Consider the following 18,056-nt stretch of genomic DNA (forward strand, 5'->3'; position numbering starts at 1 on the left):
ACTTTAAAAGAGGTGGATTAAACATGGAATGGTTTAACGTTGGACGTATTGTAAATACGCATGGTATTCGCGGAGAACTACGTATATTATCAACAACTGATTTTGAAGATGAGCGCTTTGCGATTGGTTCAAAATTAGCCGCATTTAAAAAAGATGACAAACACCCAACTTGGGTAACAATTGCCTCATCACGCCGTCATAAGAACTTTATTTTAGTGACGTTTGAAGGAATGGAAAACATCAATTTAGTAGAGCCTTTCAAAGAAGGGATGCTAAAAGTAACGATGGATCAATTAGCAGAAGACGAACTAGAAGAAAACGAATACTACTACTTCGAAATTAAAGATTGCGAAGTGTATTCAGAAGAAGGCGAGCTCATCGGCGTTATTACAGACATTTTAGAAACGGGTGCCAATGATGTATGGGAAGTAAAAGCTAAAGGTGGCAAAAAGCATTATATTCCGTACATTGAAGAGATCGTGAAAGAAATCGATGTAGAAGAAAAGAAAATTGTGATTCATGTGATGGAAGGCTTATTATAATGAACATTCATGTATTAAGTTTATTTCCGGACATGTTTACAGGTGTTTTCGGTGCGTCCATTCTAAAAAAGGCGCAAGAAAAAGGTGCTGTTGAATTAGCTGTTACTGATATTCGTGAATTTAGTGAAAATAAGCACAAGCAAGTGGATGACTATCCATACGGTGGTGGCGCTGGCATGGTGTTGAAGCCAGAACCGATGTTTAATGCTGTAGAAGCGATTACAGCGGGTCGAAAGCCACGTGTCATTCTCATGTGTCCACAAGGCGAACGCTTTACACAGAAGAAAGCCGAGGAACTTGCGCAAGAAGATGATATAGTATTCTTATGTGGGCACTATGAAGGCTACGATGAACGTATTCGAGAGCATCTTGTAACGGATGAGATTTCGATTGGTGACTTTGTATTAACAGGCGGAGAGTTACCAGCTATGACAGTCATTGATGCGGTTGTACGTCTTTTACCGGGTGTTTTAGGGCAAGCAGATTCACATATTCAAGATTCGTTTTCGACAGGATTACTTGAACATCCACATTACACACGCCCCGCTGATTTTCGCGGAATGAAGGTACCAGATGTGTTGTTATCGGGCAATCATGCGAAAATTGATGAGTGGCGAGAAGAGCAGTCATTTTTACGTACATTGCAACGTCGACCAGATCTTTTAGGTGCATTAGAATTGACGGAAAAACAACAAAAAATCCTTGAGAAAATTAAATCACAAATGTAAAGCAAAACTACTTGAAATGCCATATTTTTTATGTTAAAATTCAATCTGTGCTAAATATGCACTGAATTACGGTGTTCCGCTGTGGCGTAAAGTGCGCGTGCAAGAGCATCTGTCTAAGGAGAGAAAACAATGTCAAACATTATTACAGAGATCACAAAATCTCAATTACGTACAGACTTAGCTTCATTCAAACCGGGTGACACAGTTAAGGTACACGTTAAAATCGTTGAGGGTACTCGTGAGCGTATCCAATTATTCGAAGGTGTAGTTATTAAACGTCGTGGTGGCGGAATTAGCGAAACTTTCACAGTACGTAAAATTTCTTACGGCGTTGGTGTAGAGCGTACTTTCCCAGTACACACTCCAAAAATCGCTCAATTAGAAGTAGTTCGTAAAGGTAAAGTACGTCGTGCTAAACTTTACTACCTACGTAACTTACGTGGTAAAGCTGCTCGTATTAAAGAAATTCGATAAGAACTTTTTAGAAGGGGGCTTGTACTTACAAGCTCCTTTCTTTCTTTAACAAATGTAGACTATATTTTTGCTTGTAATACATATTTCGTATACAATGAGTGTATAAGCAAGGGGGATCGCTACGTGGAAAAAACTGAAAAAGAGAAAAATGAGCTTTGGGAATGGACGAAAGCTCTACTAATTGCGTTTGCAATCGCAGCATTTATTCGATATTTTTTATTTACACCGATTGTAGTTGATGGGGATTCAATGATGCCAACCCTTGAAAATGGAGATCGAATGATTGTTAATAAATTTAGCTATAAAATCGGAGAGCCAGAGCGCTTTGATATCGTAGTGTTCCATGCGCCAGAACAAAAGGATTACATCAAGCGTGTAATCGGGCTTCCTGGTGATTATGTTGAATATAAAGATGACCAGCTATACATTAATGGTGAAGCGATCGACGAGCCATATTTAGACGCTTATAAAGCACAAATTAGCGAAGGGAATTTAACAGGTGATTTCTCGCTAAATGATATTGATCCATCACTCGATGTGATTCCTGAAGGCTATGTATTTGTAATGGGGGATAACCGTCGTTTCAGTAAGGATAGTCGTCATATCGGGATAGTCGAGCAAAAAGAAATTATTGGTAATACAAGCATTATTTTTTGGCCGCTTAATGAAATTGAAATTGTAAAATAACTATGCAAACAAATTTAAACACAACTAATGAGGGGGCATTTTATCTCCTCATTTTTTTATTGGAAGAACATTAGGAGGTAATTTTTATGACAATACAATGGTTTCCAGGACATATGGCGAAAGCGCGTCGCCAAGTATCAGAAAGCTTAAAATTAGTTGATATCGTATTTGAGTTAGTAGACGCACGCTTACCATTATCTTCACGTAACCCGATGATCGATGAAGTCATTCATCAAAAACCACGCTTACTTATTTTAAATAAACAAGATATGGCGGATGAAACTGAAACACGCCGTTGGATTCAATATTTTGCTGATAAAGGATTTAAGGCTGTAGCAATCAACTCACTTGAGGGGAAAGGCTTACAGGCGGTTACAAAAGCTGCTCAGGAGATTTTAGCAGACAAGTGGGAGCGCATGAAAGCAAAAGGGATGAAACCACGTGCCATTCGTGCAATGATTGTTGGGATTCCAAACGTAGGGAAATCGACATTAATTAACCGTCTAGCAAAGAAGAATTTAGCGAAAACTGGGAATACACCAGGTGTTACAAAAGCACAGCAATGGATTAAGGTGGCGAAAGACATCGAGCTGTTAGACACACCGGGTATTTTATGGCCAAAATTTGAGGACCAAGAAGTTGGTTATAAATTAGCGTTAACAGGTGCTATTAAGGATACGATCACAAACATGGAAGATTTAGCGGTGTACGGCTTAAATTTTTTAGCCTTACATTACCCAGAGCGTATGGAAGAACGTTATAAATTGACTTCTGTAAGTGAAGAATTAGTAGAAACGTTCGATCATATCGGCAAATTACGCCGCGTATTTGGCCAAGGTGGCGAAATTGATTACGATCAGGTAGCGGTACTAATCGTACGTGATATACGTGACCAAAACTTAGGTAAAGTAACATTTGATTTTGTAGATGAGCAAATCGAAAAAGAACAATTAGCAGAAGCAATCGAAAAGGAAAACGAAGAACGCCGCAAAAAAACAGCAGAACTTCGTCGTCAAAGTCGTATACAAATCAAAGAATAATGAAGCGAAAACCTTTTTCATTTTTATGAGGAGGGTTTTTTCTTTTATAATAAAAAGAAATGTCGATATAACAGGTAATGAAAGATTTGAGGGTTGAATATGAAAACGATTAAAGAAATTACACAAGCATTAAAGGAAGCAAAACAAGTAGAGCAATGGATGACAGAAATTGAACAAGATGAGCGCGCGGGTGTCGTAAAAGCGTGGGCGCAATTTCAAAAGCGTTTGGAGAAGCAAGAGGCATTGAAGCAGGCGCATCAAGTTAAACTTGATTTTGATGCAAGCTATTTACCATATGAAAATGCATATATTGCTGGTACAGATGAAGCTGGCAGAGGACCACTTGCAGGCCCAGTTGTAACGGCAGCAGTTATATTACCAAACAATTGTATGGAATTATTGGGCGTAAACGATTCAAAGCAACTATCAAAAGAAAAGCGCAATGATTTTGCAGCACTTATTAAACAGCATGCACTCTATTACTCAGTGCATTTTCAAAGTGCTGAAGAAATTGACCGATTAAATATTTATGAGGCAACGCGTCAATCCATGCTAAAAAGTATCGAAGCATTAGACGTAGCACCAAGCTTTATTTTAGCGGATGCCATGACATTACATACGAATATTCCGCAAGCATCTATTATTAAAGGGGATTCACAAAGCTTAGCGATTGCAGCCGCATCGATTTTAGCGAAAACGGCACGTGATGACTATATGGAGGTTCTTGATCAGGAATTTCCGCAATATGGCTTTGCTCAACACGCAGGCTACGGGACGAAACAGCATGTAGAGGCTTTAGAAAAATATGGACCTACAATCCATCACCGTAAAACATTTGAACCGATTAAATCTATGATTGAACAAAGGGAGTGACTATGATGAATTTTACATCCTTTAATCCAATACCAGTAAATGCACAGCAGCAAGTAAGCGCAAATCAACCACTATCATTACGTCAAGATCAAGTATTTCACGGTACAATTAAACAGCTCTATCCAGATCAAATGGCTGAAGTACAGGTGGGGAACCAAAAGCTAATGGCGAAGCTTGAGGTACCATTGAAAGTAGGGGACGCTCACTTTTTTCAAGTGACTGCAACAACTCCACAAACTGAGCTTAAAGTAGTAACTGGGCCAATGTCACAAGCGATGACACCAGCACAACAAATGAATCAATTGTTAGAAACGATGAATCTACCGAAGTCTTCAGAAATGCAACAAGTGTTGTCGCATTTTATGAAAGCACAGCTACCGATTTCTAAGGACCAATTGATAGCTGCTGAAAACTGGATGAAAAATTTGCCTAATGGTGTGGATAAAAATAATGCCCTACAAGCATTACAGCGCATGGTAGAACTAAAAATGCCTTTTAACAGTACCGTGTTCCAAGCGTTAACACAAGGTACGAAAACAGAAGGAATGTCAGCAAATTTAGCAAATTTAGCACAGCTATTAGCCAATCAAACAGGGGGCAATGAGGTATTAAAAAGTAATCTACTTCAACAAATTAATGCTATTGCAAAACCGCTAAACAATGAAACGGGCGGTGTATTATTAGCACGTGCTACCCAAACATTACTAGACCAATCTGCGCCAACTGCTGAGAAAATCCAAGCGCTAGCTACTTTAAAAGAAGCAGGAATCTTGCCGAATCAAGCAACACTGCAAAACTGGCAAAGTATAAATCAATCCGCAACAACTCAAAATGCAACAACAACGTTACCTGCGCAAGCTGGGCCAATGATTCAGCAACTTGCGAATACATCCCAAGAGCTAGTAAAGCCGATGTTAGATCAAGTAAAGGCATGGGTGAATAATGAATCACTGCTAACATCAAATCAAAAACAACAAATTCAACAGCTAATCATTCGCTTTGAGCAAATTCCACCGTCTAAGCAAGCCATTGAAGTATTTGCCAAACAGATGCAGGAGCAATTAACAAAAGCTTTCAGTGACAATTCAACTGCCCGTTTATTTACACAAAATGAGCAGGGGGTATCCGCGAAGGACCAGCTACTGAGTTTAATCAAGCCAGATTCGAATTTCACGTTGAATGATGCTTTACTGCGAAATTTAGTGAAAGCAACACAGGATAGCCCTCAACCGCAAAGTATATTGACACAGGCAGAGGCACAAGTGCAATCAGCTGCTGATAGTAAAGCGATGGAACAAGCGATTAAAACGGTATTAAGAGGGCTTGGTGTCAGTTATGAGGCGACCCTTGCAAGCAAAGCAGGTGATGTCCAAGCTATCGCACAGCAAATGAAGCCGCAGCTGTTAGCGTTAATTCAAGATATGCAAACGCCTCCTGCATTACGTGACGCAGCTGAAACAGTAATGGCCAGATTAAATGGTATGCAATTATCTTCGGGGGAAAATGGTCATCAGCATCAGCTTGTCATGCAAGTTCCGTTAGAGTTTTTTGGTAAAAAAATGGACGCAACATTGCAATGGAATGGCAGGATGAAGGATGACGGCAAAATTGATGCGAACTTTGCACGTGTTATGTTCTATTTGAATATGGAATCATTACAACAGACAGTGATAGACATGCAAGTACAAAACCGTGTCGTGATCATTAATGTGTACAATGATATCCCTAATTTAGAAACGCTTGCAATGTCGTTAAAAAATTCATTGAAGGCTGGTTTATCAGATAAAGAATATACATTATCCGGTTTATTTGTTAAGCCGTTTGGTGAGCAGCATACGAAAAATGTCACAAAAAGTTCAAATCATCCAGATGAACAGCAGGGCGGGGTGGATATTCGCGTATGAGCGACAAAAAATATAAACGAAAAGAAGCTATTGCGTTATCATATGATCCACACAAAAAAAATGGTCCAACAGTTGTCGCAAAAGGAAAGGGAAAAATTGCTGAAAATATTTTAGAGCAAGCTACACTTCATGATGTGCCTGTATATGAAGACCCAAACCTTGTAGAATTATTGGGACAGCTTGATTTAAATACATCCATTCCTGAAGAGTTATACCAAGCAGTAGCTGAAGTATTCGCTTTTATCTATCATTTAGATGAAAAGCATAAATTAACATCTAGCAACAAAAACGGTAAACTATTATAGTGGTTTGCCGTCTTTTGGTAGAATAGGATTATTTTTCGGGGGATTAAATGGAAAATTAAGTGAAAAAACCAACAAAACGATTCTTTTTCAGTAATATTTTTTTGATTCTGTGACAAAATAAAGCTGTATAATGAATTTATGTTTAATATATCTTTTCCTTTATTGTAAAAATTACCTAAAGAGAATTTTTCGACATAAACAAAAGGAAAAAATGAAACTATGACAAATCTAGACATTATCAGAATTATTGTATAAAATAGATTATGTTAGTAGAATAATTTCCAAATGTCCGATGGGAGGATGTATCATGAATATCCATGAGTATCAAGGGAAAGAGATATTAAGAAAATACGGTGTAGCAGTTCCAAAAGGGAGTGTAGCGTTTTCACCAGAAGAAGCGGTTAAGGTAGCAAAGGAACTAGGTGCGAATGTAACGGTTGTTAAAGCGCAAATCCATGCAGGTGGTCGTGGTAAAGCTGGCGGTGTAAAAATCGCAAAAAATTTAGATGAAGTGCGTTCTTATGCAAAAGAATTACTAGGGAAAATTTTAGTAACACACCAAACAGGTCCAGATGGCAAAGAAGTAAAGCGTCTTTATATAGAGGAAGGCTCAGACATTAAAAAAGAGTATTACTTAAGTTTAGTTCTTGATCGTGCCACTTCTCGAGTAGTAATGATGGGCTCAGAAGAAGGCGGAATGGATATTGAAGAAGTAGCAGAGTCAAATCCTGAAAAAATCTTCAAAGAAGTGATTGACCCGGTAACAGGTCTAATGCCATACCAAGCGCGTCGAATGGCATTTAATATGAATATTCCTTCAAAATTAGTGAACAAAGCAGTTGCGCTTATGCTTGGGATTTACAAAGCGTTTATTGACAAAGATGCATCAACAGTAGAAATTAACCCGTTAGTAGTAACAGGTGATGATCAAGTTGTTGCATTAGATGCAAAATTCAACTTCGACTCAAATGCATTGTATCGTCAAAAAGATATCGTTGAATTACGCGACTTCGATGAAGAAGATCCAAAAGAAATCGAAGCTTCAAAATATGACTTAAGCTATATTTCATTAGACGGAAATATAGGCTGTATGGTTAATGGTGCAGGTCTTGCGATGGCAACAATGGATACGATTAGTTATTATGGCGGTTCACCGGCTAACTTCCTTGATGTTGGGGGCGGTGCTACAACTGAAAAAGTAACTGAAGCATTTAAAATTATCTTATCAGACAAAAATGTTAAAGGGATTTTCGTTAACATTTTCGGTGGTATTATGAAATGTGACATCATCGCAGAAGGTGTTATTACAGCTGCGAAAGAGGTCGGCTTAGCTGTGCCTTTAGTCGTGCGTTTAGAAGGAACAAACGTAGACTTAGGTAAAAAATTATTAAATGAATCAGGCTTAAACATTGTTGCAGCAGATTCAATGGCTGACGGTGCACAAAAAATCGTAAAATTAGTCGAAGCTGAAGGCGGGGTTATGGCATGAGCGTGTTCATTAACAAAGAGACAAAAGTAATCGTACAAGGGATTACAGGGGAAACAGCCCTATTCCATACAAAACAAATGCTTGAATACGGTACAAAAATCGTTGCAGGGGTAACGCCAGGTAAGGGTGGCCTTGAAATTGAAGGTGTTCCAGTATTCAACACAGTAGAAGAAGCAGTAAAAGCAACAGGTGCCAATGTATCGGTTATTTATGTACCAGCACCTTTTGCAGCGGACGCGATTGTAGAAGCAGTAGATGCTGGTTTAGATATGACAATCTGTATTACAGAGCATATTCCAGTGCTGGATATGGTAAAAGTAAAACGTTATATGGAAGGGAAGAAAACACGTTTAGTGGGACCAAACTGCCCAGGTGTAATTACGGCTGATGAATGTAAAATTGGTATTATGCCAGGCTATATTCACACAAAAGGTCACGTAGGGGTTGTATCACGTTCGGGTACATTAACTTATGAAGCTGTACACCAACTGTCACAATCAGGAATTGGTCAAACAACAGCGGTAGGTATCGGGGGAGACCCAGTAAACGGTACAAACTTTATTGACTGCTTAAAAGCATTCAATGAAGACCCTGAAACATATGCAGTAGTTATGATTGGTGAAATCGGTGGAACAGCAGAGGAAGAAGCTGCTGAATGGATTCAAGCAAACATGACAAAACCAGTAGTTGGCTTCATTGGTGGTCAAACAGCGCCTCCAGGCAAGCGTATGGGTCACGCAGGTGCGATTATTTCGGGTGGTAAAGGTACAGCAGCTGAAAAAATCAAAGCAATGAACGAAGCGGGCATTGAAGTTGCGCCAACGCCTTCTGTTATTGGAGAAACATTAATTAAAGTTATTAAAGAAAAAGGTCTATACGAAGTTTGTAAGACACATTAAAATAAAAGATGTAGCGAACGCCTCGCTACATCTTTTTCTATGAAAATATCTATTTTGTCGAAATTTGCTTACAAAACTTCCCCATTCAAAAGAGCGGTCATTTAAATTTCTTCTATTTAAAATAAGGAGTGTTTAATATGACAAATTCTATGGACGAAAAATTATTAAGGCTTCATTACATTCATCCTCTACCCTGGCAAAAAATCCAACATTTGTTGACGCTTATTAGTGATTTAGATGAGTTACGTAACTTATCACCGACTATTTTAGCGATGCATTTAAATATCAAACAGTCTACTGCGTCATCAATGATTGAGCTATACGATAAAATGCAGGCGACATTATTGCAACAATATTACGAAAAACATCAAATTTATGCGATTCCATATACAAGTAAATTCTATCCACTACGTTTAAAGGAAGTGTTTGATCCGCCAGCGGTTATTTATGCCAAAGGAAATATTTCGTTATTACAAGAGCCGCATATGATGGCGGTAATTGGTTCGAGAATTGCAACGAACTATAGTGAAAATGCGTTAAAATTACTGATACCCCCACTTATTCAACAAAAATTTGTTGTTGTTAGTGGTCTTGCGAAAGGGGCAGACCGACTAGCTCATGAAGCGGCAATACGATATGGTGGCAATACGATTGGTGTATTAGGACATGGGTTATTCCATAGCTATCCAAAAGAAAATGATGAATTACATCGTTACATGACGGAACATCAGCTTGTGATTACCGAATATCCCCCATATGTTGGCGTGAAAAAATGGCATTTTCCTGCACGCAACCGTATAATAAGTGGCTTAAGTGAAGCATTACTTGTGACAGAAGCAAAATTAAAAAGTGGTACTTTAATCACGACCGAGCTTGCCCTCGAGCAAGGAAAGGATGTATTTGTTGTGCCGGGAAATATATTTAGTGAACTGTCAAAAGGGACGAATAAATTAATAAAAGAAGGCGCCATTCCTGTGTGGGATGGACATCAAATGTTAGCTGAATTGCAAATGTTTTCAAGTTTTCGTTGAAAAAAAGTTGCATTCTCCGCCAATCTGTTATACATTTTGCAACAGGAAAAGCTTTGAAAAACATTGACAAATTCATTTAGAGTGAATTTAAGAAAATAACAAACCTCTATAAGGAGGAAAACAGATGGCAGATTATTTAGTAATTGTAGAATCACCTGCGAAGGCGAAAACTATTGAACGCTATTTAGGAAAAAAATATAAAGTAAAAGCATCAATTGGGCATGTGCGTGATTTACCACGCAGTCAAATGGGAATTGATACTGAGAACAACTATGAACCAAAATATATTACGATTCGCGGGAAAGGCCCTGTGTTACAAGAATTAAAAACAGCAGCCAAAAAAGTAAAGAAAATCTATCTCGCAGCCGACCCCGACCGTGAAGGGGAGGCAATCGCTTGGCATTTAGCGAATGCGTTAAACATTGATATTCATTCAGATTGCCGCGTAGTATTCAATGAGATTACTAAAGAAGCGATATTAGAAAGCTTTAAGCATCCACGTCCGATTAATATGGATTTAGTTGATGCGCAACAAGCACGTCGTATTTTAGACCGTTTAGTAGGTTATAACATTAGTCCGATTCTTTGGAAAAAAGTAAAAAAAGGTTTATCAGCGGGTCGTGTGCAATCGGTCTCATTGCGATTAATTATCGATCGTGAAAATGAAATTAAAAGTTTTGAACCAGAAGAATACTGGTCAATCGAAGCATCGTTTGAGAAAGGTAAAAAGGAATTTGAAGCCTTTTATTATGGCGATGGCAAAGAAAAAGTGAAGTTAACAAATGAAGAACAAGTAACGAAAGTACTGAAAAACGTTAAAGGTTCTGACTTTGAAGTGATGAATGTTGTGAAAAAGGAACGTAAACGGAATGCGGCACCTGCCTTTACAACTTCTTCTTTACAACAAGAGGCAGCACGTAAATTAAATTTCCGTGCTAAAAAGACGATGATGCTTGCCCAACAGTTATATGAAGGGATCGAGCTGAGCAAAAAAGAAGGCGCGGTCGGGTTAATTACGTATATGCGTACTGATTCAACACGTATTTCTGATTCAGCTAAAGCTGAGGCTATTTCTTATATTGAAGGCAAATACGGTAAAGACTTTATAGCCCAAGAGCAAAAGCAAGTAAAGGCAAAAGCGAATGCCCAAGATGCCCACGAAGCGATTCGTCCAACTAGTGCGATGCGTACACCAGATGAGTTAAAAGCGGTGTTAAGTCGTGACCAATTACGCTTATACCGTCTTATTTGGGAGCGCTTTGTTGCCAGTCAAATGGCATCGGCAATTTTAGATACGGTAACGGTAGACTTACAAAACAATGATGTGATGTTCCGAGCAAATGGTTCACAAGTGAAATTTGCAGGATTCATGAAACTTTATATTGAAGGAACTGACGATCAAACAGAGGAAACAAACAAGCTGTTACCGGAAATGGAAGTTGGCGATAAAGTGAAATCACTTGAAATCGAACCGAAGCAGCATTTCACACAGCCACCACCACGCTATTCAGAGGCTCGATTAGTAAAAACGCTTGAAGAGCTAGGTATAGGTCGTCCATCAACGTATGCACCAACGCTTGATACAATTCAAAAACGAGGCTATGTACAGCTGGATGCAAAACGTTTTGTACCGACTGAGCTTGGTGAAATTGTTCATCAGGCAACATTAGAATTTTTCCCGGAAATCATTAACATTGAATTCACAGCTCAAATGGAGCAAAACTTAGATGAAATCGAAGAAGGCATCACACAATGGGTCAATGTCATCGACGAATTTTATAAAGACTTTGAACCACGAGTGAAATATGCCGATGAAGCAATGGAAAAAATTGAAATTAAAGACGAGCCAGCGGGAGAAGATTGCGAAAAATGTGGCGCGCCAATGGTATTTAAACTAGGGCGCTATGGTAAGTTTATGGCATGTTCAAACTTCCCAGATTGCCGCAATACAAAAGCAATCGTCAAACCAATTGGTGTACAATGCCCAACGTGTAAGGAAGGCGAAATCGTAGAGCGTAAATCAAAAACAAAACGTATTTTCTACGGTTGCAACCGCTACCCAGAATGTGACTTCGTATCATGGGATAAGCCAATTAGTAGACCATGTCCTAAATGTAGTGCATTATTAGTAGAGAAGAAATTGAAAAAAGGTGTTCAAATTCAATGTACAAACAGTGAATGTGACTATGAAGAAACACCATCACAATAAGATTTGAGGTAATAACAATGACACAACCAGTAGTAAATGTAATTGGTGCAGGTCTTGCGGGATCTGAGGCAGCTTGGCAAATCGCAAAGCGCGGCGTGAATGTTCGCCTTTATGAAATGCGCCCAGTAAAGCAGACACCAGCTCACCATACTGATAAATTTGCAGAGCTAGTATGCTCGAACTCATTACGTGCAAACGGCCTCACAAATGCAGTTGGCGTAATTAAAGAAGAAATGCGTAAACTAGATTCGGTGATTATGTCAGCGGCAGATAATTGTTCTGTACCTGCAGGTGGTGCATTAGCGGTCGACCGTCATGAGTTTGCAGGCTATGTAACCGAGCACGTGAAAAACCATCCATTAATCGAAGTGATTCATGAAGAGGTAACGGAAATTCCAGAAGGTATCACAGTTATTGCAACAGGCCCATTAACATCTGAAGCATTAGCGCAAAAAATTCAAGGCCTAACTGGCGAAGAGTATTTATACTTCTACGATGCAGCAGCACCGATTATCGAAAAAGATTCAATCGACATGGACAAAGTTTATTTAAAATCTCGTTATGACAAAGGCGAAGCAGCCTACTTAAACTGCCCAATGAACAAAGAAGAATTTGATGCATTCCGCCTAGCGTTAATTGAAGCAGAATGTGCACCATTAAAAGAATTCGAAAAAGAGAAGTATTTCGAAGGCTGTATGCCAATCGAGGTTATGGCGGCGCGTGGTGAAAAAACGATGACATTTGGACCAATGAAGCCAGTTGGTTTAGAAGATCCGAAAACTGACAAACGTCCATATGCGGTCGTTCAATTACGTCAAGATGATGCAGCAGGTACGCTTTACAACTTAGTAGGCTTCCAAACGCATTTAAAATGGCCAGAGCAAAAACGTGTATTCTCGATGATTCCAGGTTTAGAAAACTTAGAAATCGTTCGTTATGGTGTTATGCATCGTAACACTTTCATCAACTCACCGAAAGTGTTAGCACAGACGTATCAATTAAAAGCACGCCCAAACCTATTCTTTGCTGGTCAAATGACAGGTGTTGAAGGTTATGTAGAATCTGCTGGTAGTGGCTTAATCGCAGGGATTAACGCAGCTCGTATGGCATTAGGTCAAGAGCTTCTATACTTCCCGCATGAAACGGCACTTGGGTCGATGGCACGATATATTACACATACTGATGCGAAAAACTTCCAACCAATGAATGTTAACTTCGGTATTTTCCCAGAGCTTGGTGAACGTATTAAATCGAAACCGGAGCGCGCGGAAAAACATGCTACAAGAGCATTAGATGCGATTCAGAATTTTATAAATACTCAGGTAATTTAATTGCGGAAAGCCCCTAAAGACTGCTATACTTTAGGGGCTTTTATGTTTTAGTTTGTAATTTTAAAAATTTTCTATGAAAAGGTGAATCATCACCGTATCAGATCGAGCTATATTCATTTAAACCATTTAGTCTTAAAGAAGGAATTAATTACGTGGAAAATGTTGCTTAATGGTACTTTTTAACAGAATATACTATAAATTTTCGGAATAAAAGAAGAAATGTGAATAAAATAAGAGAAATTAGCTTGAAATCTTTACTCGATAAGTATAGTGTCAATATGTATGTTTTTTATGTGATTCGATTTAAATCACACGATTCAATATTACTTCTGTAATAAGGGGGTCATGTACAATGAGTGTACAAATGGAAGAAGCGCTCGAACAATTTATTCGCTATGTACAACTAGAAAAAAACTTTTCTCTACATACCGTGCGCGAGTATCAGTCCGACCTTGAAAATTTCTTTACATTTTTACAATCAGAAGGCATTGCCGATATTGCCGAAGTTGATTATATTCATGCAAGACTATACGTTACGAAACTGTATGATGAACAAAAAGCGAGAACTTCAATTTCAAGAAAAATCTCATCTATCCGTTCTTTTTTTCGTTTTTTAAATCGTGAACAGCATATTGATGATGCTCCGTTTCGTTCACTTTATCATCCGAAAAAGGAAGAACGATTACCGAGCTTTTTTTATGAGGAAGAACTAGCCCAGCTATTCGAGAAAAATCGAGGAGACGAACCGAAGCAAATTCGTAATATCGCGCTTTTGGAGCTACTTTATGCAACGGGGATGCGTGTTAGTGAATGCGTAGGTTTAGAGCTTTCAGATGTTGATTTTCACTATAGCATTATTCGCGTAATGGGGAAGGGGCGTAAAGAACGTATTATTCCGTTTGGGCAATTTGCGCATGATGCACTGACGCGTTATTTCCACGTTCGGTCCACGTTATTGAAAAACAATCAGCATCAAAAAGTATTTGTCAATTTACGGGGTGGAGAACTTACTGCACGTGGCGTACGTTATATATTAAGCGAGATGATTGAACATGCGAGTATGCATACCAAAATATATCCACATATGTTGCGACATACATTCGCAACGCATTTATTAAATAATGGGGCAGATATGCGTACCGTTCAAGAATTACTAGGGCATGCGAACTTATCTTCTACTCAAATTTATACTCATGTAACCAAGGAAGCTCTTAGAAAGACGTATATGAATAGTCATCCAAGGGCATAAGTTAAGGAGGGAATAGGATGGGACAAATTCATGCAACAACGATCTTTGCCATTCATCATAAAGGTGAGTGTGCGATGGCTGGTGACGGTCAAGTAACATTAGGCAATCAAGTTGTTATGAAGCATACGGCAAAAAAGGTCAGACGTCTGTTTAATGGTAAAGTACTTGCTGGTTTTGCAGGTTCAGTAGCAGATGCTTTCACATTATTTGAAATGTTTGAAGCGAAGTTAAACGAATATAATGGTAATTTACAGCGCGCAGCTGTTGAGGTGGCAAAGCAATGGAGAGGGGATAAAATGCTACGTCAATTAGAAGCGATGTTGTTAGTTATGGATAAAACGACATTATTATTAGTTTCAGGGACGGGTGAAGTAATTGAGCCGGACGATGGGATTTTAGCAATTGGTTCAGGTGGCAATTATGCGTTGTCAGCTGGACGCGCGTTAAAAACACATGCCGGAGAACATTTGTCTGCAAAGGAAATTGCACATGCAGCTTTAACAACAGCAGCGGATATTTGCGTGTTTACAAATCATAATATTATCTTGGAGGTATTATAATGACGACAAATTTAACGCCAAGACAAATTACGGAGCATTTAAACCGCCATATTGTGGGGCAAGAAACGGCAAAACGCGCTGTTGCAATTGCGTTGCGTAATCGCTATCGCCGTTCATTATTAAGTGAAGAACTAAAAGGTGAAGTCATTCCGAAAAACATTTTAATGATTGGGCCAACTGGTGTTGGTAAAACTGAAATTGCGCGTCGTATTGCGAAACTAACAAATGCACCGTTCATTAAAGTTGAGGCGACAAAATTTACGGAAATAGGCTATGTTGGTCGCGACGTAGAATCGATGGTTCGAGATTTAGTGGAAGCAGCACATCGACTGGTAAAAGAAGAAATGGCAGCTGCTGTTCAGGAGCAGGCAGAACACAATGCAAATGAAGTGCTAGTAAAACTGTTAGTTCCTTCGAAAATAAAGGAAAAGTTAACGCAAAATCCTTTTGAAATGTTATTTGGCCAAAATAACGGGCAACAAGATGAAACTGTCCAGCAAGACGAACCAGAAATTCGTTCGCGCCGAGCTCAAATCGCTCAAGATTTAAAAGGTGGTAAATTGGAGGAGCAATGGGTAACGATTGAAGTGACAGAAAATGCACCATCCTTATTTGAAGCAATGCCTGGCATGAATATGGACGGCGCAAATGGTATGCAAGACATGTTATCAAACTTTATGCCGAAAAAAACAAAAAAGCGAAAAGTACAAGTAAAAGATGCACGTCGAATTTTAACGCAAGAAGAAGCGAATAAATTAATCGATACAGATGCACTTTCTAGTGAAGCGATTCAACGTGCAGAGCAAGCAGGTATTATTTTTATTGATGAAATCGATAAAATCGCGAGCAAAGGTTCTTCCTCTGCTGAAGTTTCGCGTGAAGGTGTGCAACGTGATATTTTACCAATAGTTGAAGGCTCTACGGTAACGACAAAATATGGACCAGTGAAAACAGATTATATGTTATTCATTGCAGCTGGTGCTTTCCATATGTCAAAACCAAGTGATCTAATTCCTGAATTACAGGGGCGCTTCCCGATTCGTGTTGAATTAGAAAAATTAACGAAAGCTGATTTTGTACGTATTTTACAAGAGCCAGATCAGTCGTTAATTTTACAATATAAAGCGTTATTAGAAACAGAAGGTGTGACTATTGATTTTACTGAAGCTGCAATTGAGCGTATTGCAGAAATCGCAACAGAAGTAAATCAAGAGACAGATAACATTGGTGCGCGTCGCTTACATACAATTTTAGAACGCCTTTTAGAAGAGTTATCTTATGAGGCTTCTGAAATTGCACCAGCGCACATTGAAATTACACCAAGCTATGTCGATCAAAAATTGACGAATATCGTAAAAAACAAAGATTTATCTCAATTTATCCTTTAATGTAAGTTGAAATAGTATCTTTAAATTATAAAAACCTTTAGAATATTAGGTGAATTAATTAGCCCGTAGGAGGAAATATAAAAATGAATTTATTAGCAAAGACAAGAAAAATTAATGCAATGTTACAAGCTTCAGCTGGTAAGCCTGTTAACTTTAAAGAAATGGCTCAAACATTAGGTGATATTATCGAAAGTAACGTTTTCATCGTTAGCCGAAAAGGTAAATTATTAGGTATTTCAATTCACCAACAAATTGAAAATGATCGCATTAAAAAAATGTTTGAAGAACGCCAATTCCCAGAAGAATATACGCAAAATTTATTCAACATTACGGAGACTTCTCCAAACTTAGATATTAACAACGAACATACAGCATTCCCTGTTGAAAATAAAGATTTATTCGAAAAAGGTTTAACAACAATCGTACCAATTATCGGTGGTGGTGATCGTTTAGGTACATTGATGCTAGCTCGTATTAGCGATCAATTTGAAGATGATGATTTAATTTTAGCTGAATACGGTGCAACTGTAGTAGGTATGGAAATTTTACGTGAAAAGTCAGAAGAAATCGAAGAGGAAGCACGTTCAAAAGCTATTGTACAAATGGCAATCAACTCTTTATCATACTCAGAATTAGAAGCGATTGAGCATATTTTTGAAGAGCTTGATGGCCACGAAGGTTTATTGGTAGCATCTAAAATTGCTGACCGCGTAGGAATTACTCGTTCTGTAATAGTAAACGCATTACGCAAATTAGAATCTGCTGGTGTAATTGAGTCACGTTCATTAGGCATGAAGGGTACTTACATCAAAGTACTAAACGATAAATTTTTAACAGCTTTAGCTGAAATTAAAATGAAATAATAGGATTGAAGCGATAAAGTTGTAAAAACTTTATCGCTTTTTTTGATATAGGGTTTAGTTCTTTGACATATGAGGATATAATTATCAACGGGAATACAATAGTTACATTATATGGATATAATTATTAAATACATTGCTACAAAAGATTTAATTTCATTAAGTCAAATAATTATTATTTCGGGAAATTAATTTCTACAAATATGAGTCAAAGGTTTTGTTACAAAATAATGAACAATCCCATTAAATACATGATTGATGCTATTATATTCTAAAGATATCCATATCGAATACATATTTGTGTCTGGGTAATTAACATGTATGGGTAATTATTAATAGGAGTTTTATAGTAATATTCTATTGTTATATGGAAGTTTCCGATAATATTTTCGGTAAAAAAGGGTGAAATCACGGAAAGCGATACAATATTATTTTTAAATCAAATTATATTAACTAAAAAATAGTTCATTAAGACTATTAAAAAGTG

The 18,056-nt window shown here is 38.1% G+C and carries 17 protein-coding genes; all 17 read left to right on the top strand.

What is annotated here, in order from left to right; translation table 11 throughout:
* Positions 1–23: 23 nt before the first annotated feature.
* The 17 genes from rimM to codY all read left to right on the top strand — a co-directional run bounded on the left by rimM (position 24) and on the right by codY (position 17,572).
* Positions 24–542 carry a ribosome maturation factor RimM gene (gene rimM / locus O7776_RS04515; RefSeq protein WP_241367958.1) on the top strand — a complete coding sequence of 173 codons (519 nt, stop codon included), beginning with the start codon at positions 24–26 and terminating at the stop codon, positions 540–542.
* The gene (gene trmD / locus O7776_RS04520; protein WP_274309435.1) at positions 542–1,270 is read left to right on the top strand and encodes a tRNA (guanosine(37)-N1)-methyltransferase TrmD; all 729 of its coding nucleotides are present in this window, start codon (positions 542–544) and stop codon (positions 1,268–1,270) included. Before rimM ends, trmD begins: the two co-directional genes overlap by 1 nt.
* A gap of 129 nt (positions 1,271–1,399) precedes the next feature.
* Positions 1,400–1,744, top strand: coding sequence for a 50S ribosomal protein L19 (rplS, locus tag O7776_RS04525; RefSeq protein WP_241367960.1), 345 nt, complete (start codon positions 1,400–1,402; stop codon positions 1,742–1,744).
* 123 nt (positions 1,745–1,867) lie between these two features.
* On the top strand, positions 1,868–2,431 hold the full coding sequence (lepB, locus tag O7776_RS04530) for a signal peptidase I (RefSeq protein ID WP_241367961.1): 564 nt from the start codon (positions 1,868–1,870) through the stop codon (positions 2,429–2,431).
* A gap of 86 nt (positions 2,432–2,517) precedes the next feature.
* Entirely contained in the window at positions 2,518–3,471 is a 954-nt protein-coding gene (gene ylqF / locus O7776_RS04535) for a ribosome biogenesis GTPase YlqF (protein ID WP_274309436.1), read from the top strand.
* Positions 3,472–3,570: 99 nt separating this feature from the next.
* Positions 3,571–4,344 carry a ribonuclease HII gene (locus O7776_RS04540; protein ID WP_274309437.1) on the top strand — a complete coding sequence of 258 codons (774 nt, stop codon included), beginning with the start codon at positions 3,571–3,573 and terminating at the stop codon, positions 4,342–4,344.
* 5 nt (positions 4,345–4,349) lie between these two features.
* Positions 4,350–6,248 (top strand): hypothetical protein, encoded by a 1,899-nt coding sequence (locus tag O7776_RS04545; RefSeq protein ID WP_274309438.1) that lies wholly within the window; start codon positions 4,350–4,352, stop codon positions 6,246–6,248.
* On the top strand, positions 6,245–6,553 hold the full coding sequence (locus O7776_RS04550) for an EscU/YscU/HrcU family type III secretion system export apparatus switch protein (protein WP_274309439.1): 309 nt from the start codon (positions 6,245–6,247) through the stop codon (positions 6,551–6,553). Before O7776_RS04545 ends, O7776_RS04550 begins: the two co-directional genes overlap by 4 nt.
* A 307-nt stretch (positions 6,554–6,860) precedes the next feature.
* Positions 6,861–8,042 (top strand): ADP-forming succinate--CoA ligase subunit beta, encoded by a 1,182-nt coding sequence (gene sucC, locus O7776_RS04555; protein WP_274309440.1) that lies wholly within the window; start codon positions 6,861–6,863, stop codon positions 8,040–8,042.
* On the top strand, positions 8,039–8,941 hold the full coding sequence (gene sucD / locus O7776_RS04560) for a succinate--CoA ligase subunit alpha (protein ID WP_274309441.1): 903 nt from the start codon (positions 8,039–8,041) through the stop codon (positions 8,939–8,941). The genes sucC and sucD overlap by 4 nt, the downstream gene beginning before the upstream one ends.
* A gap of 137 nt (positions 8,942–9,078) precedes the next feature.
* Positions 9,079–9,972 carry a DNA-processing protein DprA gene (gene dprA, locus O7776_RS04565; RefSeq protein ID WP_274309442.1) on the top strand — a complete coding sequence of 298 codons (894 nt, stop codon included), beginning with the start codon at positions 9,079–9,081 and terminating at the stop codon, positions 9,970–9,972.
* A gap of 124 nt (positions 9,973–10,096) precedes the next feature.
* Positions 10,097–12,181: a type I DNA topoisomerase gene (topA, locus tag O7776_RS04570; protein ID WP_274309443.1), complete on the top strand. Its 2,085-nt coding sequence runs from the start codon at positions 10,097–10,099 to the stop codon at positions 12,179–12,181.
* Positions 12,182–12,198: 17 nt separating this feature from the next.
* Positions 12,199–13,512, top strand: coding sequence for an FADH(2)-oxidizing methylenetetrahydrofolate--tRNA-(uracil(54)-C(5))-methyltransferase TrmFO (trmFO, locus tag O7776_RS04575; protein WP_274309444.1), 1,314 nt, complete (start codon positions 12,199–12,201; stop codon positions 13,510–13,512).
* Between the two features lie 352 nt (positions 13,513–13,864).
* Positions 13,865–14,761, top strand: coding sequence for a tyrosine recombinase XerC (gene xerC, locus O7776_RS04580; protein WP_274309445.1), 897 nt, complete (start codon positions 13,865–13,867; stop codon positions 14,759–14,761).
* A gap of 17 nt (positions 14,762–14,778) precedes the next feature.
* Positions 14,779–15,321, top strand: coding sequence for an ATP-dependent protease subunit HslV (gene hslV, locus O7776_RS04585; protein WP_274309446.1), 543 nt, complete (start codon positions 14,779–14,781; stop codon positions 15,319–15,321).
* Positions 15,318–16,709 carry an ATP-dependent protease ATPase subunit HslU gene (gene hslU / locus O7776_RS04590; RefSeq protein WP_274310442.1) on the top strand — a complete coding sequence of 464 codons (1,392 nt, stop codon included), beginning with the start codon at positions 15,318–15,320 and terminating at the stop codon, positions 16,707–16,709. The genes hslV and hslU overlap by 4 nt, the downstream gene beginning before the upstream one ends.
* 83 nt (positions 16,710–16,792) lie before the next feature.
* The gene (gene codY / locus O7776_RS04595; RefSeq protein WP_274309447.1) at positions 16,793–17,572 is read left to right on the top strand and encodes a GTP-sensing pleiotropic transcriptional regulator CodY; all 780 of its coding nucleotides are present in this window, start codon (positions 16,793–16,795) and stop codon (positions 17,570–17,572) included.
* Positions 17,573–18,056: the final 484 nt, after the last annotated feature.

The organism is Solibacillus daqui (assembly GCF_028747805.1).
In the GTDB taxonomy this organism is placed as follows: Bacteria; Bacillota; Bacilli; order Bacillales_A; family Planococcaceae; genus Solibacillus; species Solibacillus daqui.